Source organism: Microbacterium sp. Root166 (assembly GCF_001427145.1).
GTDB lineage: Bacteria > Actinomycetota > Actinomycetes > Actinomycetales > Microbacteriaceae > Microbacterium.
The window spans coordinates 45,265-72,151 of record NZ_LMGL01000004.1; the positions used below are offsets into that span (position 1 = coordinate 45,265).

General features: G+C 70.9%; 22 protein-coding genes. 9 read left to right on the forward strand and 13 right to left on the reverse strand.

Features of this window, described 5'->3' with window-relative positions:
* The 4 genes from ASD56_RS14515 to ASD56_RS14530 are packed head-to-tail and all read right to left on the reverse strand — an operon-like array spanning position 1 to position 4,311.
* Complete coding sequence (locus ASD56_RS14515; protein WP_055967410.1) at positions 1–990, reverse strand: AAA family ATPase; 990 nt, start codon at positions 988–990, stop codon at positions 1–3.
* Complete coding sequence (locus tag ASD56_RS14520) at positions 987–2,165, reverse strand: DUF4350 domain-containing protein (RefSeq protein ID WP_235565738.1); 1,179 nt, start codon at positions 2,163–2,165, stop codon at positions 987–989. The genes ASD56_RS14515 and ASD56_RS14520 overlap by 4 nt, the downstream gene beginning before the upstream one ends.
* A complete protein-coding gene (locus tag ASD56_RS14525; RefSeq protein WP_162249521.1) occupies positions 2,162–2,833 on the reverse strand; it encodes a DUF4129 domain-containing protein in 672 nt (223 codons plus the stop codon). The genes ASD56_RS14520 and ASD56_RS14525 overlap by 4 nt, the downstream gene beginning before the upstream one ends.
* Entirely contained in the window at positions 2,830–4,311 is a 1,482-nt protein-coding gene (locus ASD56_RS14530) for a glycerophosphoryl diester phosphodiesterase membrane domain-containing protein (protein ID WP_055967415.1), read from the reverse strand. The genes ASD56_RS14525 and ASD56_RS14530 overlap by 4 nt, the downstream gene beginning before the upstream one ends.
* A gap of 227 nt (positions 4,312–4,538) precedes the next feature.
* Here ASD56_RS14530 and mtrA point away from each other — a divergent pair, with 227 nt between their 5' ends.
* The 5 genes from mtrA (at position 4,539) to hpf (ending at position 10,162) form a co-directional block, all read left to right on the forward strand.
* Positions 4,539–5,219: an MtrAB system response regulator MtrA gene (mtrA, locus tag ASD56_RS14535; protein WP_055967418.1), complete on the forward strand. Its 681-nt coding sequence runs from the start codon at positions 4,539–4,541 to the stop codon at positions 5,217–5,219.
* Between the two features lie 7 nt (positions 5,220–5,226).
* Positions 5,227–6,942 (forward strand): MtrAB system histidine kinase MtrB, encoded by a 1,716-nt coding sequence (mtrB, locus tag ASD56_RS14540; RefSeq protein WP_055967421.1) that lies wholly within the window; start codon positions 5,227–5,229, stop codon positions 6,940–6,942.
* Entirely contained in the window at positions 6,939–8,624 is a 1,686-nt protein-coding gene (locus ASD56_RS14545; RefSeq protein ID WP_055967424.1) for an LpqB family beta-propeller domain-containing protein, read from the forward strand. Before mtrB ends, ASD56_RS14545 begins: the two co-directional genes overlap by 4 nt.
* A gap of 94 nt (positions 8,625–8,718) precedes the next feature.
* Complete coding sequence (locus tag ASD56_RS14550) at positions 8,719–9,414, forward strand: phosphoribosyltransferase family protein (protein WP_055967427.1); 696 nt, start codon at positions 8,719–8,721, stop codon at positions 9,412–9,414.
* Positions 9,415–9,502: 88 nt separating this feature from the next.
* Positions 9,503–10,162: a ribosome hibernation-promoting factor, HPF/YfiA family gene (hpf, locus tag ASD56_RS14555; RefSeq protein ID WP_055967430.1), complete on the forward strand. Its 660-nt coding sequence runs from the start codon at positions 9,503–9,505 to the stop codon at positions 10,160–10,162.
* A 96-nt stretch (positions 10,163–10,258) separates the two neighbouring features.
* Here the strand turns inward: hpf and ASD56_RS14560 are convergent, their stop codons facing one another.
* From ASD56_RS14560 to ASD56_RS14595, 8 genes are all read right to left on the reverse strand, one after another.
* Positions 10,259–11,617: a hypothetical protein gene (locus ASD56_RS14560; RefSeq protein WP_055967433.1), complete on the reverse strand. Its 1,359-nt coding sequence runs from the start codon at positions 11,615–11,617 to the stop codon at positions 10,259–10,261.
* Positions 11,618–11,873: 256 nt separating this feature from the next.
* Positions 11,874–13,595, reverse strand: coding sequence for a DEAD/DEAH box helicase (locus ASD56_RS14565; RefSeq protein WP_055968132.1), 1,722 nt, complete (start codon positions 13,593–13,595; stop codon positions 11,874–11,876).
* A 148-nt stretch (positions 13,596–13,743) separates the two neighbouring features.
* Entirely contained in the window at positions 13,744–16,596 is a 2,853-nt protein-coding gene (locus ASD56_RS14570) for an ABC transporter permease (protein WP_055967436.1), read from the reverse strand.
* Positions 16,593–17,312 (reverse strand): ABC transporter ATP-binding protein, encoded by a 720-nt coding sequence (locus ASD56_RS14575; protein WP_055967439.1) that lies wholly within the window; start codon positions 17,310–17,312, stop codon positions 16,593–16,595. The genes ASD56_RS14570 and ASD56_RS14575 overlap by 4 nt, the downstream gene beginning before the upstream one ends.
* A complete protein-coding gene (locus ASD56_RS14580; RefSeq protein ID WP_055967442.1) occupies positions 17,309–17,938 on the reverse strand; it encodes a PadR family transcriptional regulator in 630 nt (209 codons plus the stop codon). Before ASD56_RS14580 ends, ASD56_RS14575 begins: the two co-directional genes overlap by 4 nt.
* A 33-nt stretch (positions 17,939–17,971) precedes the next feature.
* Positions 17,972–19,174 carry an ABC transporter permease gene (locus tag ASD56_RS14585; RefSeq protein ID WP_055967445.1) on the reverse strand — a complete coding sequence of 401 codons (1,203 nt, stop codon included), beginning with the start codon at positions 19,172–19,174 and terminating at the stop codon, positions 17,972–17,974.
* A complete protein-coding gene (locus ASD56_RS14590) occupies positions 19,171–19,986 on the reverse strand; it encodes an ABC transporter ATP-binding protein (RefSeq protein ID WP_082541511.1) in 816 nt (271 codons plus the stop codon). The genes ASD56_RS14585 and ASD56_RS14590 overlap by 4 nt, the downstream gene beginning before the upstream one ends.
* Entirely contained in the window at positions 19,983–20,912 is a 930-nt protein-coding gene (locus ASD56_RS14595) for an efflux RND transporter periplasmic adaptor subunit (RefSeq protein ID WP_055967448.1), read from the reverse strand. The genes ASD56_RS14590 and ASD56_RS14595 overlap by 4 nt, the downstream gene beginning before the upstream one ends.
* A 196-nt stretch (positions 20,913–21,108) precedes the next feature.
* Between ASD56_RS14595 and secA the strand changes: the two genes are divergently transcribed.
* From secA to ASD56_RS14610, 3 genes are all read left to right on the forward strand, one after another.
* On the forward strand, positions 21,109–23,931 hold the full coding sequence (gene secA / locus ASD56_RS14600) for a preprotein translocase subunit SecA (protein ID WP_055967451.1): 2,823 nt from the start codon (positions 21,109–21,111) through the stop codon (positions 23,929–23,931).
* Positions 23,932–24,040: 109 nt separating this feature from the next.
* The gene (locus tag ASD56_RS14605) at positions 24,041–25,267 is read left to right on the forward strand and encodes a pyridoxal phosphate-dependent aminotransferase (protein ID WP_055967453.1); all 1,227 of its coding nucleotides are present in this window, start codon (positions 24,041–24,043) and stop codon (positions 25,265–25,267) included.
* A 73-nt stretch (positions 25,268–25,340) separates the two neighbouring features.
* On the forward strand, positions 25,341–25,694 hold the full coding sequence (locus ASD56_RS14610; protein ID WP_055967456.1) for a hypothetical protein: 354 nt from the start codon (positions 25,341–25,343) through the stop codon (positions 25,692–25,694).
* A 10-nt stretch (positions 25,695–25,704) separates the two neighbouring features.
* On the opposite strand, the gene ASD56_RS14615 is transcribed toward ASD56_RS14610, so the two are convergent.
* Positions 25,705–26,142: an Rv3235 family protein gene (locus tag ASD56_RS14615; RefSeq protein WP_055967459.1), complete on the reverse strand. Its 438-nt coding sequence runs from the start codon at positions 26,140–26,142 to the stop codon at positions 25,705–25,707.
* 128 nt (positions 26,143–26,270) lie between these two features.
* Between ASD56_RS14615 and ASD56_RS14620 the strand changes: the two genes are divergently transcribed.
* Positions 26,271–26,876, forward strand: coding sequence for a hypothetical protein (locus ASD56_RS14620; protein ID WP_055967462.1), 606 nt, complete (start codon positions 26,271–26,273; stop codon positions 26,874–26,876).
* The last annotated feature ends 11 nt before the right edge of the window (positions 26,877–26,887 follow it).

Here is a 26,887-nt window from a genome sequence, read left to right on the forward strand (position 1 = left end):
CTAGATCGGCACCCGCGTCTGCTGCAGCACCGAGCCGAGCACGGCGTCGACCGAGACCCCTTCGAGCTCGGCATCCGGGCGAAGGCGGATCCGGTGGCGCCAGGTCGGGACGAGCATCGTCTGCACGTGGTCGGGCGTGATCGCGGGGTAGCCGCCGAGCCACGCCCAGGCCTTCGAGGCCGCCAGCAGCGCGGTCGCCGCACGCGGGCTGACCCCGAGCTGGACCGAGGGGCTGCGGCGCGTGGCCTGGGCGAGGTCGACGACGTACCCCAGCACGTCGTCGGAGACCGTGACGGATGCCGCGGCCCGCTGCGCCGCGCGGATCTCGTCCGCGCTCGCCGCCGGCCGGACGCCGGCGCCGGCGAGGTCCCGCGGATCGAAGCCGCCGGCGTGACGCCGGAGGACAGCGAGCTCGGCGTCGCGCGCGGGAACCTCGACGATGAGCTTCAGCAGGAACCGATCCAGCTGCGCCTCGGGCAGTGTGTAGGTGCCCTCGTGCTCGATCGGGTTCTGGGTCGCCGCGACCAGGAACGGATCGGGCAGCCGCCGCGTCACGCCGTCGGTCGAGACCTGGCGCTCCTCCATGGCCTCCAGCAGCGCCGCCTGGGTCTTGGGGGGCGTGCGGTTGATCTCGTCGGCGAGCACGACATGGGTGAAGATGGGGCCCTCGCGGAACTCGAACTCCCCGGTGCGCGCGTCGTAGACGAGCGAGCCCGACACGTCGCCGGGCATGAGGTCGGGCGTGAACTGGATGCGCTTGGTGTCCAGGCCCAGGGCCGCGCTGAAAGAACGCACCAGGAGGGTCTTGGCGACGCCGGGAACGCCCTCGAGCAGCACGTGCCCACCCGCCAGCAGGGCGATGAGGAGACCGGTGACGGTGCCGTCCTGGCCGATGACGGCCTTGCCGACTTCGAGCCGGACGCGGTTCATCGCCTCGCGCAAGGCGGCGTCGTCGATCCTGGCCGGGGCGGCGGGGGGAGTGTCGGTCATCGAGGATCGTTCCTTTCCGGGCGGACGGCCGCGTGCACGGCGTCCTCGAGATGGCGAAGCTGCTGAGAGAGGACGACCAGTTCGGCGTCGCCCGCGGGAAGGCGCTGGTAGAGCACGCCGTGAACCCCCGCGCGGTCGAGTCCCGTCCGCGCGGCGGCGGCATCGGCGATCTCGGAAGCGGATGCCGCATTCCCGAGGCCCAGGAGTCGGCCGATGCGCTCGAGCGCACCCAGGCGGAGCTGATCGGCGGCGTGGACGGCGTCACGCGAGTGGGCGTAGAGGCGCGCGCGACCCTCGGTGGTCTCGGTCGCGCGCACGGTGACGGGCAGTCGCTCGGCGACGAGCGGCCCGAACCGGCGGCCGCGCCAGATGGCCGCGGCGACTCCTGCGGCGAGCAGCAGCACGATCACAGGGCTCACCCACGGCGGGGTGAGATCGCCCAGCGAGGGGTCGGAGCTGGTGAGATCGGTGTCGCCGGGCCCGGGCTGGTACCAGACGACGGTGGCGTTGCGTCCCATGAGGTTCACGCCGAGCGCCGCGTTGCCGTTCTCAGCCAGGTCCTCGTTGGTCAGGAGGGCCGTGCCGTCGACCGCCGCGACGACCCCGTCGCCGTGCTCGGCCGCCAGCAGGCCGAATCCGTCGCCGCCGGGGTAGCACGCGAGCACGTCGTCGGGCGCGGAGAACACCGCGTCGGGCTGCACCGCGCCGGCGCGTTCGGCATCGGGGAAGTCGCACTCCGGATCGATCGCTCCGGCATCGGCGAAGCCGGCGGGCTCGGCGCCGGGGAGGAGCAGGTCGAGGGTTCGGCTGCGGGGGTCGATCAGGACGACGTCGTGCGCGGCATCCGTCAGCGCGAGCAGTCCCTCGTCGGAGAGGGCGGGGGTGTCGGTGAGCACGAGGGTCGCCGGCTCGTCGTCGAGAGCGGCGGCGGCAGCGGCATGGTCCCGGACGACCTCCACATCGACGCCGTGCTCCTCGAGGATCTGGGAGAGGGCGCGCGTCCCAAGGGCGCCGGCCGACTCCGGGTCGAGGGCGTCACGCTGACTCCACTCGCCGGCGCCGGCGATCATCGCGCCGATGCCGCCGACGAGGACGAGGACGACACCGATCGCGATCCATGCGGCGACCCGTCGCCGACGTCCGGCCGGAGCCGAGATCTCGACGTCGGCGCTCACGCCGACGTCTCCTGGAGCTGCGCGGGTCGCGCAGCGGCGACGGCATCGTCCGTCTCGGCGACCAGGCGGTACAACTCGGGAGTCCCGGGGCGGCGCAGGTACCGGACGTCGTCGAACGCGGTCGCGGACGATTCCAGTCGCTCCGCGAAGCCGGGGAAGGCCCGCGCGGCGGCGCGGGCGAAGGCGTGGACGGTGGCCCCGGGCGGCACGTCCACGACGCCGCGCTCCGCGCACGCTCGGGCCAGAGCGCGGAATCGCATCGCGACCGCGGCATCCCACTCGGCCTTCTCGGCATGTGCCGCCGCCGCCGCTCGCAACTGGGCGGCAGAGCGTCGCTCGTCCGCGTCGAACAGCGCCGGCGCCTGCTGACGCGCGCGGCCCGTGGCGCGCGGGACCCCCCAGATCGCGAAGGCGACGACGATCGCGACCACGACGACGATCGCCGCCAGCAGCGCCGCTGCCGAGCCCCATCCTTCGCCCAGCTGCACGGAGAACAGGTTGCTGAAGGCGTCGGCGATCGCGCGCGCGATGAGATCGAACGGCGTCGGCTCGGCCGCGTCGTAGACCGGATCAGCGAGCTCGCGTTCCGCCCACTCGCGGGCCTCGTCGCCGTCGGGTGTGAGCGGCGGCCCGACATCCGCCACGATGGCGGCGATCGCGGCGCTCACGCCCATGGCGACTCTCGGTCGGCGGTGTCCGGGTGCGCCGCGGGCGGGGCCCACTGCGTCGGCGGTGCGGCGGTCGGGGCCGCCTCGGGAGGCGCGGTCGGCGATGCCGGGGCGGCCTCGGCAGGGGTCTGCGGGGCCGGGCTGTACGGCGGCAGACCGGGCGCCGGGCCGTAGGCAGGCGGGGCCGGCGGCCGGCCGTAGGGCTGCGGCGCGCTGTAGGCCGGGGCGGCCGGGTAGCCCTGCGCGGGCACCGGATAGCCGGGCGCCGGCTGCTGCTGGGGGTAGGCGGGGGCAGGCTGGGGGTAGGCAGGGACCTGCTGGGGCCGGCCCCCGTACGGCTGCTGCGGATACGGCTGCCCGGGGTACGCAGCGGCCGGGTAGGCCGGCGCCGGGTACGGCTGTCCCGGATACGGCGCGAAGCCGGGCGCGCGCACGGCGATGGTGCGGCCGATGTGCTCGCGATAGGGATCCGGCAGCGCGGTGGCCCCGGCATCCCGCCGCTCCACATAGGAGAGCAGATCGAGGTCCAGGCCCTCACGCCTCATGCGGCAGTCGATGTAGATGATCGCCGTCGCGGTGGACTGCACGACCACGGCGACCGCCTGCAGCAGCAGCGTGACGATCTGGGTCAGCAGGAGGACCACGATCATGCCGATGATCGCGGTGGGCTCGTTCGCTCCGGTCGGGGCGATGATCGTGGCGAGGCCCGACGACAGGAAGCTCGCCGGAACGCTGATGACCTGGGCGACGAATCCGAACACCAGCGAGATCAGGACGATGATCCCCAGTGCGGGCCAGAACCTGCCGCGGGTGAGCGTCCAGGAGCGGGAGATCGCCCCGCCCAGCGTGGCGTGCTCGAGGATGATCGCCGCCGGCGCGAGCAGCAGCTTGATCATGAGCCAGAGTGTGAGCGGGATCGCCGCGAGGATCACGAAGACCGTCAGGCCGACCGCTGCCAGCGGTGCGGCGATGCCGATGGTCACCAGGGCGACCACGACCAGGGCGACGAGCAGGAGGACGGCCAAGGCGAGGAGGAAGCTGTAGCCGATCAGGCGCCAGACGATCGGCTTGATGCGTCGCCACAGCGCACGCAGCGACAGCTTCTCGGCGACGGCGGCGTGAGCCACCTCTGCGACGACGATGCCCTGCACGATGACCCCGAGAGCACCCGCCGCCATGCTCAGGACCAGCCCGGCGACGAAGGTGATGCCGACCGAGCCCGCGAAGACGGCCTCGTACTCGTCGGTGCCGGGACGCAGGGTGTCGAGACGGACGAACGACGCGAACGCGATGCCGCCGATGGCGGCGAGTACGACGAGGTAGGCGAGAGTCTGCACGATCAGCGCGAAGCCGAGCAGCACGCGCGGGTTCTGGCGCAGGGCGGCGAACGAGCGCCCGAGGATGGTACCGAAGCCGAGCGGATGGAGCGGGATGATCCCCGGGCGGGATGCCGGAGTCCAGGCCGGATACGCGGTCACGGTGATCCTCTTCCGGGGTCGGGTTCCTGCGTGGGCGGGGTGCCGCTCGACTGCTCCCTATCGTGGCATACCGGCTCCGACGGGAGCGGTGGCCGTCCACACCCTCAGCAGTCGTACGTGCACTGCTCGGCATGCATCCAGGCGTCGTCCACTACTCTGTGTGAAGCGCAAGGGGAAGGCGCGGTCACTGCCTTGCCCGCGCCGAACGCAAAGGACGAACGCGCGCGATGACATCACGCATCCTGGTTGTCGATGACGACACCGCCCTCGCCGAGATGATCGGGATCGTGCTCCGCACGGAGGGATTCGAGACGGCTTTCTGCGCCGACGGCGCGCAGGCCGTGGATGCGTGGCGCACCGAGAAGCCCGATCTCATCCTGCTCGACCTCATGCTGCCGGGTATGGACGGCATCGAGATCTGCACGCGCGTGCGCGCCGAGTCCGGCGTCCCGATCATCATGCTGACCGCTCGCACCGACACAGCCGACGTCGTGAAGGGCCTGGAGTCGGGCGCCGACGACTACATCGTCAAGCCGTTCAATCCCAAGGAGCTCGTCGCGCGCATCAAGACGCGCCTGCGCCCGAGCAGCCAGCCGACGGGCGACCAGCTGCGCATCGGCGACCTCACGGTCGACGTCGCCGCGCACGAGGTGCGCCGGGGCGACGCTGCGATCGCACTCACGCCGCTGGAGTTCGAGCTGCTCGTCGCACTCGCCTCCCGTCCGCAGCAGGTGTTCTCGCGAGAGATGCTGCTGGAGCAGGTGTGGGGCTACCACTACAAGGCCGACACCCGGCTCGTGAACGTGCACGTGCAGCGCCTGCGCGCGAAGGTCGAGCAGGACCCCGACAACCCCCGGATCGTGACGACGGTCCGCGGCGTCGGCTATCGCGCCGGCGCGGTCGTCTGAGGCGCTCATGACGGCCCCGCCGACGGGGGTGACGGCCACCCGGACGCCGCTGGCCGGCTGGCGCGACTGGCGCACCTGGCCGGGCAACATCGCGGCGCTGTGGCGCCGCTCGCTGCGCTTCCGGACCATCATGGTCACCCTCGGCCTCACCGCGTTCACCGTGATCGTGGCGTGCGTGTGGATGGCGCTGGCCATCCAGAACGACCTCTTCGTGTCGCGGCAGACCCAGGTGCTGCGCGACGCGCAGCGTGCGACGGCCGCCGCCCAGCTGACGCTCGACAGCGCGACGGCCCAGTCCGACAGCACGCAGCTGCAGAACGTGATGAGCCTCGTACGAGGCACCCTGGCATCGCAGTCGGCGAGCGAGATCAACGCGGCGTTCCGCATCGGTCCGCCGTCGAGCAATGCGCCGCAGGACTTCACCAGCGACCTCCGGTTCGAGGAGGTGCTGACGGAGGGTCTCCGCGACAGCGTGCGCGCCAACCCCGACCGGCAGGTGTGGCAGTCTATCGCCCTTCCGACCGACGACGGCACCGTCGTGCCCGGCATCGTCGTCGGGCAGCAGCTGTCGGTGCCCGGCGTCGGACCGTACGAGCTGTATCTCGCGTACGACCTCGCCAATGCACCGCAGACGCTCGGCTTCGTGCAGAGCACGCTGTGGATCGTCGGCATCGGGCTCGTGCTGCTGATCAGCGGCATCGCGTGGTTCGTGCTGCGCTCGGTGACGACCCCGATCGGCGAGGCGGCCGACACCAGTGCCAAGCTCGCCGCCGGCGAGCTCGGCGTGCGCCTCCCGGTGCGCGGCGAGGACGAGCTGGCCACGCTCGGCAGGTCCTTCAACGCCATGGCCGACAGCATCGAGTCGCAGATCAAGGAGCTGGCCGACCTCTCGCTCGTGCAGCAGCGGTTCGTCTCGGACGTCTCCCACGAGCTGCGGACTCCTCTCACCACGATCCGCCTGGCCGCCGACATGATCAACGACCGCCGGGACGAGTTCGATCCCGCCACCGCCCGGGCGGCCGAGCTCCTCAACAACCAGGTGCAGCGGTTCGAGACGCTGTTGACCGACCTCCTCGAGATCAGCCGGTACGACGCGGGCTCGGTGCAGCTCGAGCTGGAGCCGACGAGCCTGGCACACCTCGCGGAGGACGTCATCGCTTCGATGGAGCAGCTCGCCCAGCAGCATCAGACCGACGTGCGGCTGGTGGCTCCGGGCGGCTATTCGCCGGTCGAGATGGATCCGCGGCGCGTCCGCCGCGTGGTGCGCAACCTGCTGGGCAACGCGATCGAGCACGGCGAGGGGCGGCCGATCGTCATCACGGTCGACAGCGACCAGCAGTCGGTCGCCCTCGGTGTGCGCGACTACGGCCTCGGGATGCGCGCGGAAGACGTCGATCGCGTGTTCGACCGGTTCTGGCGCGCCGACCCCTCGCGGACGCGCACCATCGGCGGGACGGGCCTCGGCCTGTCGATCGCCCTCGGCGACGCCCGGCTCCACGGCGGTCAGCTCGCGGTCTGGTCCGAACTCGGTCGCGGCACCAACTTCGTCCTGACGCTCCCTCGCGCGCCGGGACGCCCCGTCGGGCCTTCGCCGATCCCGCTCGACCCGGGCGACGATTCCATCGCCGCCGTGGACGACCTCGGCCTCACGCAGCCCATCAAGGTCGGCAGCACCGACGACGGTGCGCTGCGGGATGCCGCCACCCGGGGCGGTGCGCCATGACGCGCGGCCGCGGCATCCTGTCGATGCTCGTCCTCCTGCTCGCGGCGGTGCTGACTGCCTGCACCGGGCTGCCCACCAGCGGCACCGTGAACTACGGCCTGGGCGCGGAGGACGCACCGGACTCGGACGAGGTGTCGTTCCTGCTCCCCGACCGTCCCCAGCCCGGCGCGACGCCCGAGGAGATCGTCGAGGGCTTCATCCGCGCCGGTTCGGGCCCGGGCCTCGCCGCCAACTGGGACCGCGCCCGGGAGTTCCTCACGAGGGAGTTCGCGGACGGCTGGGACCCTCGGGCAGGGGTGACCGTCGATCTCTTCGAGGACCGCGTGTACAGCGAGCCGCAGACCGGCGCGGTCACCCTCTCACTCCGCGCGGTCGCGACCGTGGACGACCAGGGCTCGTACGCGCCGGCCGAGGTGGGCGCCCGCACCTTGGCCTTCGAGCTGTTGCAGCGCGACGACGGCGAATGGCGCATCAGTGCCGCGCCCGACGGTGTCGTGCTCGGCCGTGACGAGTTCCCCCGGGTGTTCAACCGGTACTCGCTGATGTACTTCGATCCGACGGGGGAGTACCTCGTGCCCGACGCGCGCTGGTTCCCGCCGACCAATGCTCCGGCGCGGATCGCCGACGAGCTCGTCAACGGCGCGCCCAGCAGCTGGCTCGCCGAGTCGGTCGACTCGGCCTTCCCCGACGCCGTCGGTCTCGTTCCCGCGGTGCCGGTGACCGCGGGCGGGGTGGCCGAGGTGGATCTCAGCGAGGCTGCGCTCTCGGTGGACCCGCTGACGATGGACCGCATGTACACGCAGCTGCTGGAGAGCCTGAAGACCACCGGGGTCTCGTCGCTGCAGCTCGCCGTGGGGCTGACGCCGATCGAGGCGGAGGCGGTCCCGGTGCGCTCCACGCGCGTCGGCGGCGCGCCGCTGGTGCGGATCGAGGAGGGCTTCGGGTTCCTCACCGGCGACGAGCTGGACGAGATCGCCGGGCTCTCCGACATGATCGAGCAGTATCCGGTGGTCGCCGTGCAGGTGGCGCCCGATCGGGACGTGGCCGCCGTACGCCTCACCTCGGGAGCCGTGATGCGGCTCGGTGCCGATCAGAGCTTCCAGACCCTCGACTCGCGCGCCGGGCTCGTGGATCCCACGATCGATCCCTTCGGCTTCATCTGGACGGTGCCGCGCGGTGCGCCGGCCGCCGTCCAGGCCCATGCCCCGGACGGCACGATCATCGAGGTGATCGATGCCTGGTCGGGCGCGACCGGCATCGAGGCCATGGCGGTCTCACGGGACGGCACCCGCATGGCGGCGATCGTGACCACCGGGGGAACGACGGCACTCTGGGTCGCAGGCGTGGTCCGCGGCCCCGACAACGCGCTGCGCCTCGGCGATCCGGTGCAGCTCGGCGTCGTCGAGGGTGCCGGGCGCGGACTGGCGTGGCTCGACGACGGGTCGCTCGGCGTGCTGTCGAGCGGCGGCGAGGGGGCGGTCGTCCTCGAGCAGGTGGTCGGCGGGCTGCCGTCCACCACCACCGTCGCGGTGCCCATGGCGTCGATCGCCGGCGGAACGTCGCTGTCGAGCGTGCGACTTCGGGCCGAGGACGGGACCCTCTACGTGAACCGCGGAACGAGCTGGCAGCCGACGGCGACGGGCGTGCTGGTGCTCGCCACGCAGCAGGGCGCCCCGCAGTAGCGCCGCCTCCTCCCCAGCCGTCTGCTCGAGCACCCTGTGCCGGGTTCGACGCGGGGAGAGCGTGGGGCCGTGTCGTTCGCGCCACGGTGGACCGATGGATGCCGCGCCCGCTCTCGCCGGGGTGATCCGTGCCGCCCTGAGCGAGGCCCTGGCGCTGATCATGCCGATCTGCTGCGCCGGCTGCGACGAACCCGACACGGGCCTGTGCGAGGCCTGCCGGGCTGCGCTTGCGCCGCGGACGCAGCGGCGCCTCCTCCGCGGTGTCGACGGCGATCTGCCGGTGTGGAGCGGCCTCGCCTTCGAAGGGGTACCGGCCCGCGTCATCCGGGCGCTGAAGGAGGACGGCCGCACCCCGCTCGCCGTGCACCTGGCGCCGGCGCTCGCCGCCGCCGCGGCACGCTTCGGATCCGGGGTCGTGTACGTGCCGATGCCGACCTCTCGGAGCAGCTACCGTCGCCGTGGCTATCGCGTGCCCGAGCTGATCGCGGCGAAAGCCCGCCTGCCGGTCGCGACACTGCTGCGGACCGTCCGGCACGTGGGCGATCAGCGCGGTCTCGGACGCGGGGACCGTCGCCGCAACGTCGCGCTCAGCCTGCGCGGCGTCCGCGCGGAGGGGCGCCGGGTGGTCATCGTCGACGACGTCGTGACCACCGGGGCGAGTCTGGAAGAGGCCGTCCGCGCGCTGCGCGAGGCGGGCGCGCACGTCGTCGGCGCCGTCACGACAGCCGCCACCCCGCGACGCGTGAACGGTCGGCGACCTGCGGATGACGCATTCGAAACTCACAGGTGACAGGCGAGCGGTGCGGGGCTAGCGTGGGGAACCACAAGGCGACTGAAGGTCCGCCCTTGGCCGGGCGGACCGGAACAAGGAGGCAGGGATGGAAACCAGCATCGTCGGCGTGGGAGTGGGGATCACTGATCGCTTTCGCTCCGTTGTCGAAGACAAGGCCACCCGCATCGAACACCTCGCCCAACGCGCTCAACGCGTTGATGTCAAGGTCACTCACCGTGCGTATCACAACGGCCGAGTCGAAGACGACACAGTCGAGCTGACGCTCACGGGGAAGGGCCCGATCGTCCGGGCCGAAGCCACGGACGGTGACAAGTTCGCCGCACTCGACCTGGCGGTCGACAAGCTGTGCGAACAGCTCCGCCGGGCCAAGGACAAGCGCGTGGATGCGCGCAACCACCCGCGCGGCGCCCACTTCGAAAAGGGCAGCGGCGCCATCCAGGGGATCGATGTGCAGCCGGCATCCCTCGACGTGCTCCGTGCCGTCGCCACCGGCGAGATCCCCGTGGTCACCGGCCCCGAGGCCGAGGAGGACTACACACCCGTCGTCATCCGCACGAAGGAGTTCGAGCCGGAGTGGATGTCGGTGGAAGAGGCGGTCGACCGCATGGAGCTGGTCGGCCACGACTTCTTCCTGTTCGTCGACGTCCGCACCGACCACCCGAGCGTCGTCTACCGCCGCAAGGGCTGGGACTACGGCGTGATCTCGCTCACGACCCAGACCGCGCCGGAGGCCGTCGCCTCTTAGGCAGCAGTACACAGGGATGCCCCGGCCTCGCGGTCGGGGCATCCCTCTGTCGTCTTGCGGCCTGGTCGCCGGCCGAGCGTGGTCAGCCGAACGGGATCAGCCGTCGAACATGCCGTCCATGAGGCCGCCGAGCACCATGCCGCCGAGGATGCCGCCCATGAGGCCGCTCCCCCCGCCGCCGCGGCCGCCGCCTCCCCAGCCCGGACCGCCGCCCCATTGGTCGGGCCCGCCCTGCGGCCGCGAGGAGTCGATGTCGCGCTGTGCGAGCTGAAGCGCCTCGCCCGCCAGGAAGGCGACTCTGCGAGACATCGCCATGGCCTGCTCGCGGTGGTCGTCGTCGATGGTCGTCGCAACGGATGCCGACGTGCCCAGGTAACGGTCGAGGTCGATGCGGATGCGCTCCGCCTCGGCCAGGCGCGTGCGCGCGTCGGCGCCGATCCAGCCGCGGTGGCCCGCGATCACGTCGCGCGCCACGGCGAGCTGCCGGTCGCCGTCGTCGATGGAGTGGCGCACGTGCTCGAGCGGCGGAATCGGCCGCGCGGCCCGTTCGCGTGCGGCGGCGATCGCATCGTCGAGCCCGGCGTTCGCCGTGCGCAGGCGCGACAGGAGCGTGAACGGGTCGGCGTTGACGCCGGCGCCCGGAAGGGAGGCCAGGGCGGCCTGCAGCTCGGCGATCGCGGCGCTGACGGCGGGGGTATGCGGTTCACGCAGCGCCACGGCGATGTCGTCGCGCGAGTCCTCGACGATCGCCGAGAGCGTCGACTCGGCGCGCAGCGCCTCGACCTCGAACGTCTCGACCGCGTCGATCAGCGTCGCCGCGCGACGGGCGGCCTCGGTGCACGCTTCGAGCGCCAGGTTGGCCTGCTCGCGCTGACCGGCCTCGCGACGTCGCTCGGCGATCCCGGCGCTGTGCTCGGCGAACGAGAGCAGCTGCTCCGCCTCGGCCGGGTTGGCCTCGACCTGTGCGAGCGCGGATGCCGAGTAGCGCGCCGCCAGGCGCTCCACGGTCTCGCGAGCGCCTGGCAGGCGGGTGCGGAGGCGCTCGGCGTCGGCGCGGACGCCGGCGATGATCTCGGGGGCGCGGCGCGCGCGCTCGATCGGGGCGGCCAGGGCCGACGTCCGGTCGTCGAGCAGATCCTCGGCCCACTCGCACAGCTGCACGATCCGCGCGTTGCGAGTACGCAGCTCTTCGGGGGTGTCGGGGATCTCGTCGTGGTTGAGCTGGTGGAGGTGGAAGGCCTCGGCGAGATGAGTGCGCACCGCCTCGAGCGCCTCGCGGAGGTCCTTCGTCGGCTCTGCCCCGAGTTCGATCTCGGCGAACGTGAGCTCGTCGGAGGTGACGCGGAGACGCTCATCGGCCGAGACGAGCGCCGCGCGCGCCTGGCGCGCCAGGTCGGCGTCCTGCGCCGCGAGTTCTTCGTTGTCACGCTTGCGTTTGCCCCAGAATCCGGCCATACCTCGATCCTATGGGCGGCGGCGGTGAGCAAGCTGTGCCACCGGCAGGCTGTGGACGCCGCGAGGCGTGTGCGCCGCCTCGACGCGGCGGTGCACGGCGTTTCGTCTGTGCGAAAGGGGCCTTCCGTGGCGGCGCGGGGTCGCATTCGCACAGATGAACCGGGCGGTGCAACGGGCGGAGGCCGGAAACGGCGCGAGGCCCGGCTCCGGTGCGATCACCGGGCCGAGCCTCGTGCGGGTGTGTCCTGACCGCGGGTCAGTCGCGGTGGCGCGGCTTGCGCGGACCGCGGTCGTCGTCGTCGCGGCGACGCCCGCCCGGGCCGCCGGTGTCGAGGCGCAGCTCGATCAACCGGCCCGAGATGCGGGTGTCGGTCAGCCGGTCGAGGGTGCCGCGGGGGAGGTCCGCAGGCAGCTCGACGAGCGAGAAGTCGGGCCGGATCTGGATCGCGCCGAAGTCGTCGCGGCGCAGGCCCCCCTCGTTGGCGAGCGCGCCGACGATCTGGCGGGGCTCGACGCGGTGGCGCTTGCCCACGGCGATGCGGTACGTCGCCATGCCGGCGCGGGCTTCGCGCGGCCGTCGCTCGGGGCGGTCGCCGCGGTCGTCGCGGTCGAAGCGGCCACTGCGTTCCCGGTCGTCGCGCTCGCGCGGCTCGTACCGGGGACGCTCGGGCTCGGGCTCGAGGAGCAGCGGCGAGTCTCCCTGCGCCACGACGGCGAGGGCGGCGGCCACGTCAGCCTCGGGCACGTCATGGTTGCGGACGTAGTGCGCGACGATGTCGCGGAAGCGGTCGATGCGCTCGTTCTCGGCGAGGGCCGCGGTGATCCGGTCGTCGAAGCGCGATAGACGCGTTTCGTTGACTTCGTCGACGCTCGGCAGCTTCATCTCGGTGAGCTCCTGGCGGGTCGCGCGCTCGATGGCGCGGACCAGGCCGCGCTCGCGCGGGGTGACGAAGCTGATCGCGACGCCCGATCGCCCGGCGCGGCCGGTGCGCCCGATGCGGTGGACATACGACTCCGTGTCGGTCGGGATGTCGAAGTTCACCACGTGCGAGATGCGCTCGACGTCGAGGCCGCGGGCCGCAACGTCCGTGGCCACGAGGATGTCGAGCTTGCCCGACTTGAGCTGATTGACCGTGCGCTCGCGCTGCACCTGGGCGACGTCGCCGTTGATCGCGGCGGCGGAGTATCCGCGGGCGCGGAGCTTCTCGGCGATCTCCTCGGTGACGCTCTTGGTGCGGCCGAAGACGATCATGCCGTCGAAGTTCTCGACCTCGAGGATGCGCGTGAGCGCGTCCATCTTCTGCTGGAACGACACGACGAGGTAGCGCTGCGTCGTGTTCGAGGAGGTCGTGGTCTTGGACTTGACGGTGATCTCTTCGGGATCGTGCAGGTACTGCTGCGACATGCGGCGGATCTGCGCGGGCATGGTCGCGGAGAAGAGTGCGACCTGCTTGGTGTCGGGGGTCTTCGCGAGAATCGTCTCGACGTCCTCGGCGAAGCCCATCTTGAGCATCTCGTCGGCCTCGTCGAGCACGAGGTAGGTGAGCTCCGAGAGGTCGAGCGTGCCCTTCTCGAGGTGGTCCATGATGCGACCCGGGGTGCCGACGACGATGTGGACGCCGCGCCGCAGTGCGGACAACTGGATGCCGTAGCCCTGACCGCCGTAGATCGGGAGGACGTGCACGCCCTTGAGGTGTCCCGCGTACTTCTCGAACGCCTCGCACACCTGGAGCGCGAGCTCACGGGTCGGGGCCAGGACGAGTGCCTGCGGGTTCTTCTGGGAGAGGTCGAGCCGGTCGATGATCGGCAGCGCGAAGGCGGCCGTCTTGCCGGTTCCGGTCTGGGCCAGGCCGACGACGTCGCGACCCGCGAGGAGCGTGGGAATGGTGGCGGCCTGGATGGCCGAGGGGGTCTCGTAGCCGACGTCGCGCAGGGCCTTGAGCACCGCGTCGCCCAGTCCGAGGTCGGAGAATGTCATCGCTGCGGGCTCGGCGGGAGCCTCGGCCTCGATCTGGTCTTGGTCAGTGGACACAGTTAAGGGTAGTGCGTCCCGCCTGAGAGACGACAGGATGCCGTGGCCCCCCGGTGCGGCATCCTGTCGTCTCGGTCAGGGTGGGTCTTGCGCCTCACGCGATCGCGGTACGGCGGGTGAGGTCCGGATGCCGCGGGGGCACGAGCCACGCGACAGCGGTGATGGCGAGGGGGAGGCCGATGGCGAGCACGCCGAGCCACGGCCACGGCATGTCACTCATCGTCACGAAACCGGCCGACGACTGAGCCGAGCCCCACACAGGAATGAGCCCCGAGAACGTGCCGACCACCGCGCCGATCCCGACGATGATCGCGGCCTGCCAGGCGTTGATGCGGCGTCGCAGTCCTCGCGATCCGCCGACGGCCGTGAGCGTCGCGTCGTCGGGGCGTCGCTCGAAGCGCGCGAGCCCGAGGACGACGGCGCTGGCACCGATCACCAGCACGGCCGCGACGCCGACGATCAGCCAGAGCCACGGTGCCACGGGCTCGGGGCCGCGCTCCGTCGTCAGCCAGAGGTGGGCTCCGTCGGGAAGCCGGACGGACTGCGCCTCCAGGTTCAGCCGGTCGACGGTCGCCTGCGGCAGCGGCTCGTCGTAGGTCGCGACGAGCGAGGAGGCCGTCGCCTCGATCCCGAGTGACGCCGCCGTCTCGGGCGAGATCATCACCTGGAACAACGAGCCGGAACCGGTGTCGACCCGCTCGGCGCGAAGGGGCAGTTCTGCCTCGGCAGACGGAAGGTGCGCGAACCGCTCGCTCTCATGCGCCTGCCAGTCCACCGCCATCATGGCGTTCGAGAAGTCGCTGCGACTCTGCTCGGTCCAGCGCGTGATGACGATGTCGCCGTCGGGTGTGACGTAGTCATCGGTCGTCGTGATCGCGGCGCCCTGGCGATAGGCCGCGAGCACGGACTCCTCGATCGGGTGGTCCAGCAGCAGGCTGACGTCCTCGGTGTCGACGATCGAGAGCTGACCGTTCATGGCCATCGACGGGTCGCCGCAGGGCTCGCACTGCCCCGAGGACTGACCGGCGACGGCCCAGACGGGATGCGCAGGGTTCTCGAGCCGGCCGGTCCTGACGTCGTAGGCGGGCGACGTCGGTGCCCGGACCACGGCCGTCGCCTGTGGTGCGGTAGTCGCGAGGAGGTCCTCCGCTGCCGCCAGGGTCTCTCCCGTCGGCGCGCCGTTCTCGTACACGCTCGCCGTCACGCTGCCGAGCGGTCCGTTGTACCAGTACATGCGCTGGTTCTGGGCCGATGTCAGGGCCGTGGTCGAGATCACGTAGGAGGCGAGGAAGACGCAGGCCGCGATCGCGGCGAACGCGGGCACGACCCGAGAGGGATTGGCCGACGAGTCGCGGCTGGCCAGGCGCGGCGCGAGCCCCAGCCGCGCCAGTGGCCTGCCGACGAAGACGAGCACCCAGTGGCCGGCGAGCAGGAACCCGATCTGGAAGACGATCGGACCCAGCGTGACGGCGCCGAACGCGCTGATCTGCACGCTCGGATGAACCATTCCCGCCCCGTCGAGGACGACCAGTGCGACCGCCCCGACCGCGGTCGCGGTCAGGCCGGTGATCATGAGGCCGAGCCCCCACCACGGTCGCTTGCGCCGCAGCACGGCTGGGCGACGGGATCCGCGGAGGGCGCCGAGCACGTCGCCGCGGGTCGCTGCGCGCGCCGGTGCCACGGCGGCCAGCGTGCCGATGATCACGGCGAACACGGCGATCGCCGCGAGCAGCATCCACGGCACGTGATATCCCCAGTTGCCCCAGAACGTGTTCACGGCGCCGGTGTCGGTCGCTGCCAGAACCGCCCACGCCAGGCCGGCGCCGAGCGCGATGCCGATCGCGCCCGCGGTCGCGCCGAGGACCGTCCCCTGCATGACGACGATGCGGAAGACATCCGGCCGTGCGGCGCCGACGCTCGCGGCGACAGCGAGCGAGCGCTGCTGCCGGCGCGCCGACACGGCGAAGGCGGCACCCGCCAGCAGCACGACGAGGTATCCGCTGAACACCGCGATCATGAGCCCGGTCGTGATCATCGAGGTGTCCTGCGAGGTGTTGGTCATCCAGGAGCTCACACGGGCGCCCGGTGGCGGCGTGACTGCGAGATCGCGCGCATACGCCACGTATCCGGCCGCGTTGAGCTCGGCGAGCTCGGCCTGATCGGGCTGCCAGTCCTCGACGAACCAGCGGACTTGCCCGGTCACCAGGTCCTCGGCGTGCGAAGGCAGGAAGAGCTCTTCGCTCTCCGGTAAGGCGTCGGCGCGCCGCAGAGCGCCGGTGATAGTGAATGCGATGCCCTCGTCGATCAGCGCGACGTCGTCTCCGACCTCGACGCCCAACCGTTCCAGGAGGCCGGGCGAGACCATCGCGTCATACGCGTTCGCAGGAGCGGTGCCGCTGACCATGACGTACCGTTCGGTGAACACCTCGTCCCAGACATCGCCGGCGGACACGCTGACGTTTCCCACCCCGTTCGCGGTTTCGACGTAAACGGTGCCCCATTCGACGATCTCGCGGACGGTGCTGCCCTCGGGGATCTGCGGGGGAGGGGCGTCCGGCCGCGGCTGCTCGGGGTTCAGCGGGCGTCCGGCGTCGTCCGTCTCGATGCCGTTGTCCCATGGATTGTCGACCGCCTGCCAACGGGTCGGATCGGGGCCGCCCACAGTCTCGATCCACGATGCGTTCCGGCCGAGCTCGAGCGACGCCGCCTGGTCGGGCGTGGGGACATGGCTCTGCCAGACGATCGCGCCGCCGGTGAGTCCGGCCACCGGCAGCAGCACGAGAGTCATGACCAGCGCACTCGAGCCCTTCGTGCGCCACGTCTGACGCCAGGCCAGACGGGCGTCGGTGCGCAGCCGCCGCCACCCGGCGCCGCGGCGGGGCGGGGCATACGATGGCGTCGCAGAAGAAGCGGATGCCGCGGCTTCCGCGTCGAGGAGCCCGGTCACCGAGCGTCCGTCAGGAGCGCGTCGGCGCCTGCGCGGCGCGACTCGTCGATGATGCGTCCGTCGCGCAGGAACACGATGCGGTCCGCCCACGCCGCGTGGCGCGCCTCGTGGGTGACGAGGATCGCGGCGGCTCCGGCATCCACTCTGCTGCGCAGCATGCGCAGGATGAGCTCTCCCGTCACCGAGTCCAGGGCCCCCGTGGGCTCGTCGGCCAGGATCAGGCGCCTGCCGCCGACCACCGCCCGGGCGATGGCGACCCGCTGCTGCTGGCCGCCCGAGAGGTCGTCCGGGTAGGAATCGAGCTTGTCGTCCAGTCCGACCGATTCCAGCGCGTCGCGTCCTGCGCGGCGAGCGACGCGGCTTCGGAATCCGTCGAGCTCCAGCGGCAGCGTGACGTTCTCGATCGCAGTCAGGGTCGGAATGAGGTTGAAGTCCTGGAAGACGAACCCGAGCGACCGCCGGCGAAGCGCCGCCAGCTGCTTCGCGTTCTGCACGCTCAAGTGCTGGCCTTCGATCACCACCTCGCCCGAGGTCGGCGTCGCGAGTCCGCCCGCGATCGACAAGAGTGTGGACTTGCCCGATCCCGATGCGCCCATGACAGCGACGAGCTCGCCCTTGGCGACGTCGAGGTCGACGCCGGAGAGCGCCGACACGGCCGTGGGGCCCGAGCCGTACTGCTGCGTCACGCCGATGAGGCGCAGGACCGTCTCGCTCACCGGGCGGCTCCGGCGTCACCGACGGGGGAGACGGATGCCTCGGCCCTCACCGGGCGGCCGCGCTTGGGCTTGTCGGTGGACAGCTCGAGCGCCATCGCGTGCTCGGGGTGAAGGGCGAGTCGCTGCTCGGTGTGGTCGAGCCAGCGCACCTCGGCCTCGGCGGCGAAGATCATCGAGTCGACCACCAGGGACCACGCCAGCTCCTCGGGCCCGTCGGGGCTCGCGCCGGCGTACTTGGCGCGGTTGAGCTCCTGCAGCTGACGCAGCGATGCCCGGCGCTGCGTCTGGATGATCTCCGCGACGTCGACGCCCGGCAGCGTCGCGGCGACCGCGAGCTTGACCGCGAGCTCGTCGCGCGTGCCCTGCCCGCGCTGGACCGGCGTGCTCAGCCAGTCCCGCACCTCGGCGGATCCGGCATCCGTGATCTCCCAGTACACGTGACCGTGCTCGTCGGTATCGCCCTTCGTCACCAGCCCGTCCCGCTCGAGGCGGTCGAGGGTGTTGTAGATCTGGCCCACGTTGAGCGGCCAGGTCGAACCGGTGCGTCGGTCGAACTCGGACCGCAGCTGATAGCCGTAGCACGGCCCTTGATCGAGGATCGCGAGCAGGCTCTGCTTGACGGACATGATGCTCCTTCGGGTGGAGGCGGATGCGCGGCGTCAGAAACGCAGCGCGTCGATGACGTTGGACCGTACGGCGACGAGGGCGGGGATGAATCCTGCGAGGGCGCCGATCGCAACCGCGGCGACGAGTCCCACGACGGCCGCGCGCATCGGGAACGGCGGGACGTCCTGCATCCCCTGGAACATGTCGAGCACGAACGGGGCCTGCAGGATCGCGACCGCGATCGCGATGCCGACGACCCCTGCGACCGCGGTGGCGACGACGGACTCGAGCATCACGGACGTGAAGATGCGGCTTCCGGTCGCGCCGAAGCTGCGCCGCACGCCGATCTCGCGGATGCGCTGCCGCATCGCCACGAGCTGGATGTTCACCAGGCCCAGGCCGCCCAGCAGCAGGACCAGTCCGGCGATCCCACCGGTGATCAGCTCGAACGTCTGCGCGAACTGCGCCTGGTCCGGCCGCGACGCCCAATCGGTGCGGTTCACGGTGACCTCGACGGAGTCGTCGACCCCGGCACGGAGGTCCGCGGCGAGCACGGGGCCGATCTCCGCCGCCATGTCCTCGGGGACCCATGTCTCCCACACGATCCCCATGTCGGCGGGAAGGGTGCCCCCGCGCGCGGTGTAATCCGTATACAGCATCGTGACGTGCTTGTCCTCGTCGCCGGTGTACTCCCGTGGCGTCACACCCACGACGGTGTACGACCCGCCCACGTCCCCCTGGAGCTTCAGGGCGAACCCCGACGCGAGGTCGGGACGGCCGTAGACGTCCCACAGCGACTCGGAGATGACGACCGGCGGCGAGGCGAGATCGGCACCGGCTTCCCCGAACCAGCGACCCTCCAGGAGCGGTGTGCGATGGATCACGGGGTACGCGGGGTCGACGAGACGCGTCGAGACCTGCCGCACCTGCTCCGGGGTCTGCAGCGGCAGCATCACCGGGTCCACGATCCGGCTGAGATGCGAGAAGTCGTATCGTTCGGCGACGCGGTCGACGTGTGCGCCGAAGGCCTTCCAGTCCATCGTCGCGCCGTGGGCGGTGAACTGGATCGTCGCGGGGCGACCGCCGATGCGATCCGACTGCTCCGCCATCTGCTGCTGCTGATACTCGCTGAGGGCGACGACGGCGGTGATCGCGCCGACCGACACCGCGATGCCGATGAGACTCAGCAGGACACGGAGCTTGTGATGACGGATCTCCGACCACGCCTCGCTGAGAGCGCCGATGAGACCGCTCATGACGACACCTCGACTCGGTCGAGCGCCGGGTTCGGGTCGGCATCCGTCGCAGCCGCAGGATCGGCGCTCGCCTCGACGTTCGCGGCGAGCCCGGACGCGTCTGCCGCGTCTGCGTTCGCGGAGACATCGAGCGCGAAGGCGGAGAGCACGCCGGCGTCCAGCCGGTAGTGGCGCCGGGCGCGGGCGGCGACGTTGAGGTCGTGGGTGATCGTGACCAGGGCGGCGTCGGCCTCCGAGGCGATCTCGTCGAGCAGGGCCATGACGGATGCCCCGGTCTCGACGTCGAGTGCGCCTGTGGGCTCGTCGGCCAGGATGAGCGTCGGACGACGCACCAGCGCCCGCGCGATCGCCACCCGCTGCTGCTCGCCGCCGGACAGCTGCTCGGGCGTGGACTCGATGCGATGGCCGAGTCCGACGCGTTCGAGCATGCGCGTGGCAGCGGTGCGCCGCGTCCAGAACTCCCGGCCGCGCGCATACCCGAGCGGCATCATCACGTTCTCCAAGGCGGTTCGTCCCGCGAGCAGGTTGAACTGCTGGAACACGAATCCGACGTTGCGGCCGCGCAGCCGGTCGAGTCGGGCCTTCCGCATGCGCCGCACCGGCTCGCCTCGGAACGCGACAGTCCCGTCCGAGGGCGCATCGAGCATGCCCATGAGGTTGAGGAGGGTCGACTTGCCGGAGCCGCTGCGTCCGACCACGGCGACATGATCGCCCGCCGCGATCTCGAGGTCGATGCCGCGCAGGATGTCGAGCCGCGTGTCGTCGGGAAGCATCACGTGCTTCGTGACGCCTTCGAGCCGGACGAGGCTCACCAGTTCCACCCCGCCGGTTCGCAGTACTCGCCGCCCATGCCGTCGTCGTAGCAGACGGGCTCGTCGGCAGCGGCCACGCCGGGGACGTACTGACGCACCTGCTCGTTCTCCTCGAGCCCGGCCGTGACCTCGACCATCGTGCCGTCGCTCACGCCGAGCGTGACATCGCGCTCCTCCAGGGCGCCGTCTCCGGAGTCCACCCAGACGACCCCCGTTCCCGCACCGCCTTTGACGGAAGTGGTCGGCACGGCGAGCACGCCCGACACGGTGCCGAGGTCGACGTCGAGCTGCGCCTGCAGCCCCGCGAACACCGTCTGATCCGCGGGCACCGCGCACGCGACGGTCGTCGTGCCGTCCTCGGCGACCTCGACCTTCAAGCCCGTGCAGACGAACGGGGCGGGACCGCCCTGGATCGTCACCGATCCCTCGGCAGGAGCACCCTGCAGGCGGTAGAGCTGCACCGGCTCCACGGTGGCCTGCACGTGGTAGCGCGCCGGGGTGAGCGTCGCGAGCTCCGTCCCGATCGACGCCGGCTGGCCCTTGATCACCGTGAGCTCGCTCACGTCGCCCGCCTCGGGGGCGACGACGTCGACGTTCTTCACCGGATCGGTCTGCTTGATCGTGTAGAGCTTGGCGCCCGCGGCGACGGACTGGCCTGCGCTGACGTGTACGGCGGTCACGGTGCCGTCGACTGCCGAGCGGACGGGGTATGAGGCATCCCGCGCGACCGTGCCCGGCAGGCTCAGCGCGTTGCTCACGTCCGCCCGGCCCACGGCCACGACGGGGTCTGCGATCTGCGCCGACGGCTCGACGGCCGCCGTCGGAGCGCTGTCGGGGAAGAACGCGATCTTGACCAGCGCGGCCGTTGCCGCACCCAGAATGACCACCATCAGAATCGGGAAGATCCACCGCCGCCAGACCACCATGCCGCACCTCTCGTTCGGGGACTACCCGGTATGTAATTGCCGAGTATATGCATACTCGGAAACATTCCCGTCCACCCCCACCCACACCCAGCCCACGCCAAGGTCACGGGCGGATAACATAGGCAGGTATGCCTGGGGAGAAGTCCCCGGCGGCACCGGCGCCGATCGCGCCACACCCGACAGATGGAGACACTCCGTGGCCAACCCCCTCGAGAAACTGCTTCGTGCCGGCGAGGGTCGCATCCTCCGGCGGCTCCAGCAGGTCGTGAAGGCCGTCAACGCCCTCGAAGAGGACTACGCCCACCTCACCGACGACGAGCTGCGCGGCGAGACCGTCGAGCTTCGCGCCCGGTTCGAGGCCGGTGAGACGCTCGACCAGCTGATGCCCGAGGCCTTCGCCGCCGTGCGCGAGGCCGCGAAGCGGACACTCGGCCAGCGCGCCTACGACGTCCAGATCATGGGCGGCGCGGCGCTGCACCTCGGCAACATCGCCGAGATGAAGACCGGTGAGGGCAAGACGCTCACCGGCGCCTTCCCGGTGTACCTCAACGCCATCGCCGGCAAGGGCGTCCACGTCATCACGGTCAACGACTACCTCGCCTCGTACCAGGCCGAGCTCATGGGCCGCATCTACCGTGCCCTGGGCATGACGACGGGCATCATCGTCGCCGGCCAGACGCCGGAGATCCGCCGCGAGCAGTACAACGCCGACATCACGTACGGCACGAACAACGAGTTCGGCTTCGACTACCTGCGCGACAACATGGCATGGCGCAAGGAGGACCTCGTCCAGCGCGGTCACTTCTTCGCGATCGTCGACGAGGTGGACTCGATCCTCATCGACGAGGCTCGCACGCCGCTCATCATCTCGGGCCCCTCGTCGGGCGAGGCCAATCGCTGGTTCGTGGAGTTCGCGAAGATCGCCAAGACGCTCGAGGTCGGCGTCGACTACGAGGTCGACGAGAAGAAGCGCACGATCGGCGTGCTCGAGCCCGGCATCGAGAAGGTCGAGGACTACCTCGGCATCGACAACCTGTACGAGTCGGCCAACACCCCGCTCATCTCGTTCCTGAACAACTCGATCAAGGCGCTCGCGCTGTTCAAGCGCGACACCGACTACGTCGTGATGAACGACGAGGTCATGATCGTCGACGAGCACACCGGCCGCATCCTCGTGGGGCGCCGCTACAACGAGGGCATCCACCAGGCGATCGAGGCCAAGGAGGCGGTGCCGGTCAAGGCTGAGAACCAGACCCTGGCCACCGTCACGCTGCAGAACTACTTCCGCCTCTACGAGAAGCTCGCCGGCATGACCGGTACGGCCGAGACCGAGGCCGCCGAGTTCATGTCGACCTACCAGCTCGGTGTCGTGCCGATCCCGACGAACAAGCCCATGATCCGCAAGGACCAGTCCGACCTCGTCTACAAGAACGAGGAGGCGAAGTTCGTCCAGGTCGTCGAGGACATCGCCAAGCGCCACGAGTCCGGGCAGCCCGTGTTGGTGGGCACGGTGAGCGTCGAGAAGAGCGAGTACCTCTCGCGGCTGCTCGCGAAGAAGGGCATCAAGCACGAGGTGCTCAACGCGAAGAACCACGCACGTGAGGCCGAGATCGTCGCCCGCGCCGGTCGCCTCGGCGCCGTCACCGTCGCCACCAACATGGCCGGACGAGGCACCGACATCATGCTCGGCGGCAACGCCGAGTTCCTCGCCGTGCAGGAGATGAAGGCGAAGGGCCTCGATCCCGTCGAGACGCCCGATGAGTACGAGGCCGAGTGGGACGCCGTGTACGAGGCGGTGCGCGATCGCATCGCCGAGGAGAGCACGAAGGTCGTCGAGGTCGGCGGCCTGTACGTCCTGGGTACCGAGCGCCACGAGTCCCGCCGCATCGACAACCAGCTGCGCGGTCGCTCCGGCCGTCAGGGCGACCCCGGCGAGAGCCGCTTCTACCTGTCGCTCACCGATGACCTGATGCGGCTGTTCCAGTCGGGAGCGGCCGAGGCGATCCTCGCCCGCACGAACTTCCCCGACGACGTCGCGATCGAGTCCGGCATGGTCTCGCGGGCCATCAAGTCGGCCCAGAGTCAGGTCGAGGCGCGCAACGCCGAGATCCGCAAGAACGTCCTCAAGTACGACGACGTCCTCAACCGGCAGCGCGAGGCGATCTACTCCGACCGCCGGCACATCCTGCAGGGCGACGACATCGCCGATCGCGTGCAGCACTTCATCGAAGACGCCATCAACGCCCTCATCGACGACCACACCGGCGCCGGGCACAACGAGAGCTGGGACTTCGACGCGCTCTGGACCGAGCTGAAGACCCTCTACCCGGTGAGCGTCACGATCGACGAGGTCGTCGCCGAGGCCGCCGGCCGCAAGGGCGGGATCTCGTCGGAGGGTCTCAAGCGCGAGATCCTCTCCGATGCCCGGATCGCTTACGACAAGCGCGAGGAGACGCTGGGCACCCCGGCCACGCGCGAGCTCGAGCGCCGCGTCGTCCTCCAGGTGCTGGACCGCCGCTGGCGCGACCACCTGTACGAGATGGACTACCTCAAGGACGGCATCGGCCTGCGCGCCATGGCCCAGCGCGACCCGCTGATCGAGTACCAGCGCGAGGGCTACCAGATGTTCCAGGCGATGATGGGCCAGATCAAGGAGGAGTCCGTCGGCTACCTCTACAACCTCGAGGTCGAGGTGCGTCGGGCCGGTGACGGCGAGGCCGAGGTCGACGCCAAGGGACTCGGCGCGATCCCGGCCGCTCCGCAGAGCCTCGAGTACTCGGCGGCCAACGACGCCGGCGAGGTCGAGGTGCGCAACGATCGCGGCCAGGTGCAGCAGGCGGCGACCAACCGTCTGCGCCAGGCGGCCACCACCGCGGCGGCGACCCCGGCTCCGGCGGCGCCGGCAGCCGAGCCGCAGCGCGGCGCCTTCGGACAGCGGACGGATGCCGCGGCATCCGCTCCTGATCCGGCCCCGCAGAACCGCGCCCAGCGTCGCGCCGCCGACCAGCGCAAGAAGTAACCGCAGGCGCTCGAGAGCGGGACGGACCTCCGGGCCCGTCCCGCTCTCGCGTTCCAGCCGGGCCACGGCGCGGCGATTGGCCCCTTCGCGGCGCCGCTATCCTGATCCGATGAGTCCGCTTCGCCCCCTCGATCAGTCCAGCAAGCTCCGGGATGTGCTCTACGAGATCCGCGGGCAGGCCCTGGTCGAGGCCGACCGGCTCGAGAACGAGGGTCACACGATCCTCAAGCTGAACACCGGCAACCCGGCTGTCTTCGGCTTCGAGGCCCCGTTCCAGATCGTGCGCGACATGATCGAAGCCGTGCCCAACGCGCACGGGTACAGCGACAGCAAGGGCATCATCTCGGCCCGGCGCGCTGTGGTCTACCGGTATGAGCAGGATCCGACCTTCCCCGCGTTCGGCCCGGATGACGTCTTCCTCGGCAACGGGGTCTCCGAGCTCATCACGATGGTGATGCAGGCGCTGCTCGACGAGGGTGACGAGGTCCTGATCCCGGCCCCGGACTATCCGCTCTGGACGGCCATGACGAGCCTCGGCGGCGGCACCCCGGTGCATTACCTCGCCGACGAGCAGAACGGCTGGCAGCCCGACCTCGACGACATCCGCGCCAAGGTGACTCCGCGCACCAAGGCGATCGTCGTGATCAACCCGAACAATCCCACCGGCGCTGTCTACTCGCGCGAGGTGCTCGAGGGCATCGCGGAGATCGCGCGTGAGAACTCGCTCCTCGTGCTCGCCGACGAGATCTACGACCGGATCCTCTTCGACGAGGCCCAGCACATCCCGATGGCCTCGGTGGCGCCCGACCTCCTGGTCCTGACGTTCAACGGCCTGTCGAAGACCTACCGCGTCGCCGGCTTCCGCTCGGGCTGGCTGGTCATCACAGGCCCCAAGAAGCACGCCTCCGGGTTCCTCGAGGGCATCATGCTGCTCGCCTCGACGCGGCTGTGCCCGAACGTCCCGGCGCAGCACGCCGTCCAGGCGGCGCTGTCCGGCGTGCAGTCCATCGACGCTCTCATCGCTCCCACGGGCCGCCTGCACGAGCAGCGCGACGCGGCGTGGGAAGGCCTCGAGGCGATCCCGGGCGTATCGTGCGTCCGCCCCTCCGGCGCTCTGTACGCGTTCCCGCGGCTGGACCCCGAGGTGCACGAGATCCGCGACGACGGCAAGCTCGTCCTGGACTTCCTCCTCGCCGAGCACGTGCTGCTCGTGCAGGGGACGGGCTTCAACTGGCCCACCCCCGACCACCTCCGGATCGTCACCCTGCCGGAGGCGCGCGTCCTCTCCGAGGCGATCGAGCGGCTCGGCAACTTCCTGGCCTCGTACCGGCAGTGAGCAGGCGGATGCCGCACCCTCCGGCGTTCGTCAACCCCTACCCTCGCCGCCGGCCGCGTCGTAGCGTCTCGGCATGGCCATCGAATTGAATCAGCCTGCCCTGCGCCACGCGCGGGCGCTCATCCGTGACGGCAAGGTCGTGAACGACCAGCGCGACGACTGGTCCGAGGCAGCGCCCACGGCGGACGAGGAGAACGCCTTCATCGAGCAGAACGGGTGGACGGAGTACTCCCACTGGCACCTGGGAGTGGACCGGCGTGAGGACCGCGAGACCAAGGGTGCGTACTCGTTTCCGTTCGGCGACTTCCGGAAGGTGCATCGATCCGGGGTGATCTCGGGCGAGAGTCGGGCCGGGCAGCACGACCACTTCGAGATCCGGGATGCGCTGAAGTCGCTCCTCGCCCTGATCGATCAGGACGACGACTGACGCGTGCGCGTCAGAGGAGTGCGAGGGAGGTCGTGCGCCAGCGCCCGTCCATGCCCTCGAGTCGCAGAGCGACCGCGCGCGTGCGGGCAGGCCCCTGGACGATCACGACGGACTCGACGACACCGTCGACGGGGGAGGAGTGGTGCACGGACAGGATGGTGCGCACCGGCCGGCGGGCGGGGACCCCGCGCGCGCTGCGCGCGCGGGCCGCGAGGTTCGAGCGGGTCACCAGCTTGCGATAGGCATCCTCGGTGAGCCAGCGGGCGAGCTGGTCCACCTCCCTCACTCCTGCCAGCACCTCTAGCACCCCGCGCGTGATGTTGCGCAGGAACGGCTCGGGCTCGGGGAGCGCGGTCGTGGGGGTTCGCTGGGGCGCGAAGAACTCGGAGAGCTCGGCGGCGCCGGGCGTTCGGTGTACGCGGGCTGTTCCCGCGGGCGTCGTTGCCATGGGTCCCATCTCGACAGGTGATGTCTTGCGGACAGTACAGCACACGTGCCGATCGGATCGATAATCGTCCGGTCGCAGTTGTGGATAACTCACGATCGCCTGCGACGGGATTGCCCTACTCTCGCTGAGTGCGCTGGGACAGATTCTTCGACGATCTGGAGGATCAGCTCGCCTCCGAATGGGAGGCCGAGCGTGCCGCGCTCGACACCGAGGCAGAACGCCTGCGGCTCTCCCGCGTGACGCTGCGGGAGAGGCTGGCGCAGCTGTGCGCCGACGACACCGCCGCGCCGCCGGTCTCGGTCGACTTCGCGGACGGCTCGTCGGTGCGCGCCGCCGTGACGGCGGTCGGTGCGGACTGGGTGGCCGTCGTGCCCGTCGAGGGTCGTTCCGGGGCGGTCCTCGCGCCGTTCGCGTCGGTCTCGAGCATCGGGATGCCGCACCCAGACCTGCTGCGCAGCGCTCGGCCCGCTCCGTCGCGACCGGGACTGTCCGACCGGCTGACCTTCGGCTACGTGCTGCGCGATCTGGTGCGCAGGCGGGCCGGAGTGGCGGTGCATCTGGTGTCCGGGCGCGCGCTCAGCGGCACCATCGACCGAGCCGGAGCCGACCATCTCGACCTCGCGCTGCACGAGCCGGGGGCGCCGCGTCGTGCCGACGCAGTGACCGGGCATCGGATCATCCCGTTCGCCGCAGTGGCCTGGATCGCGGTCGACTCGTCCTCCGTGCTTTCCTGAGGCGTGACCGG

Coding starts and splice junctions, on each gene's coding strand:
- ASD56_RS14515 (WP_055967410.1), bottom strand. CDS start 990: ATGACCGACACTCCCCCCGCCGCCCCGGCCAGGATCGACGACGCCGCC.
- mtrA (WP_055967418.1), top strand. CDS start 4,539: ATGACATCACGCATCCTGGTTGTCGATGACGACACCGCCCTCGCCGAG.
- mtrB (WP_055967421.1), top strand. CDS start 5,227: ATGACGGCCCCGCCGACGGGGGTGACGGCCACCCGGACGCCGCTGGCC.
- ASD56_RS14545 (WP_055967424.1), top strand. CDS start 6,939: ATGACGCGCGGCCGCGGCATCCTGTCGATGCTCGTCCTCCTGCTCGCG.
- ASD56_RS14550 (WP_055967427.1), top strand. CDS start 8,719: ATGGATGCCGCGCCCGCTCTCGCCGGGGTGATCCGTGCCGCCCTGAGC.
- hpf (WP_055967430.1), top strand. CDS start 9,503: ATGGAAACCAGCATCGTCGGCGTGGGAGTGGGGATCACTGATCGCTTT.
- ASD56_RS14560 (WP_055967433.1), bottom strand. CDS start 11,617: ATGGCCGGATTCTGGGGCAAACGCAAGCGTGACAACGAAGAACTCGCG.
- ASD56_RS14565 (WP_055968132.1), bottom strand. CDS start 13,595: ATGACATTCTCCGACCTCGGACTGGGCGACGCGGTGCTCAAGGCCCTG.
- ASD56_RS14580 (WP_055967442.1), bottom strand. CDS start 17,938: ATGTCCGTCAAGCAGAGCCTGCTCGCGATCCTCGATCAAGGGCCGTGC.
- ASD56_RS14585 (WP_055967445.1), bottom strand. CDS start 19,174: ATGAGCGGTCTCATCGGCGCTCTCAGCGAGGCGTGGTCGGAGATCCGT.
- ASD56_RS14595 (WP_055967448.1), bottom strand. CDS start 20,912: ATGGTGGTCTGGCGGCGGTGGATCTTCCCGATTCTGATGGTGGTCATT.
- ASD56_RS14605 (WP_055967453.1), top strand. CDS start 24,041: ATGAGTCCGCTTCGCCCCCTCGATCAGTCCAGCAAGCTCCGGGATGTG.
- ASD56_RS14610 (WP_055967456.1), top strand. CDS start 25,341: ATGGCCATCGAATTGAATCAGCCTGCCCTGCGCCACGCGCGGGCGCTC.
- ASD56_RS14615 (WP_055967459.1), bottom strand. CDS start 26,142: ATGGCAACGACGCCCGCGGGAACAGCCCGCGTACACCGAACGCCCGGC.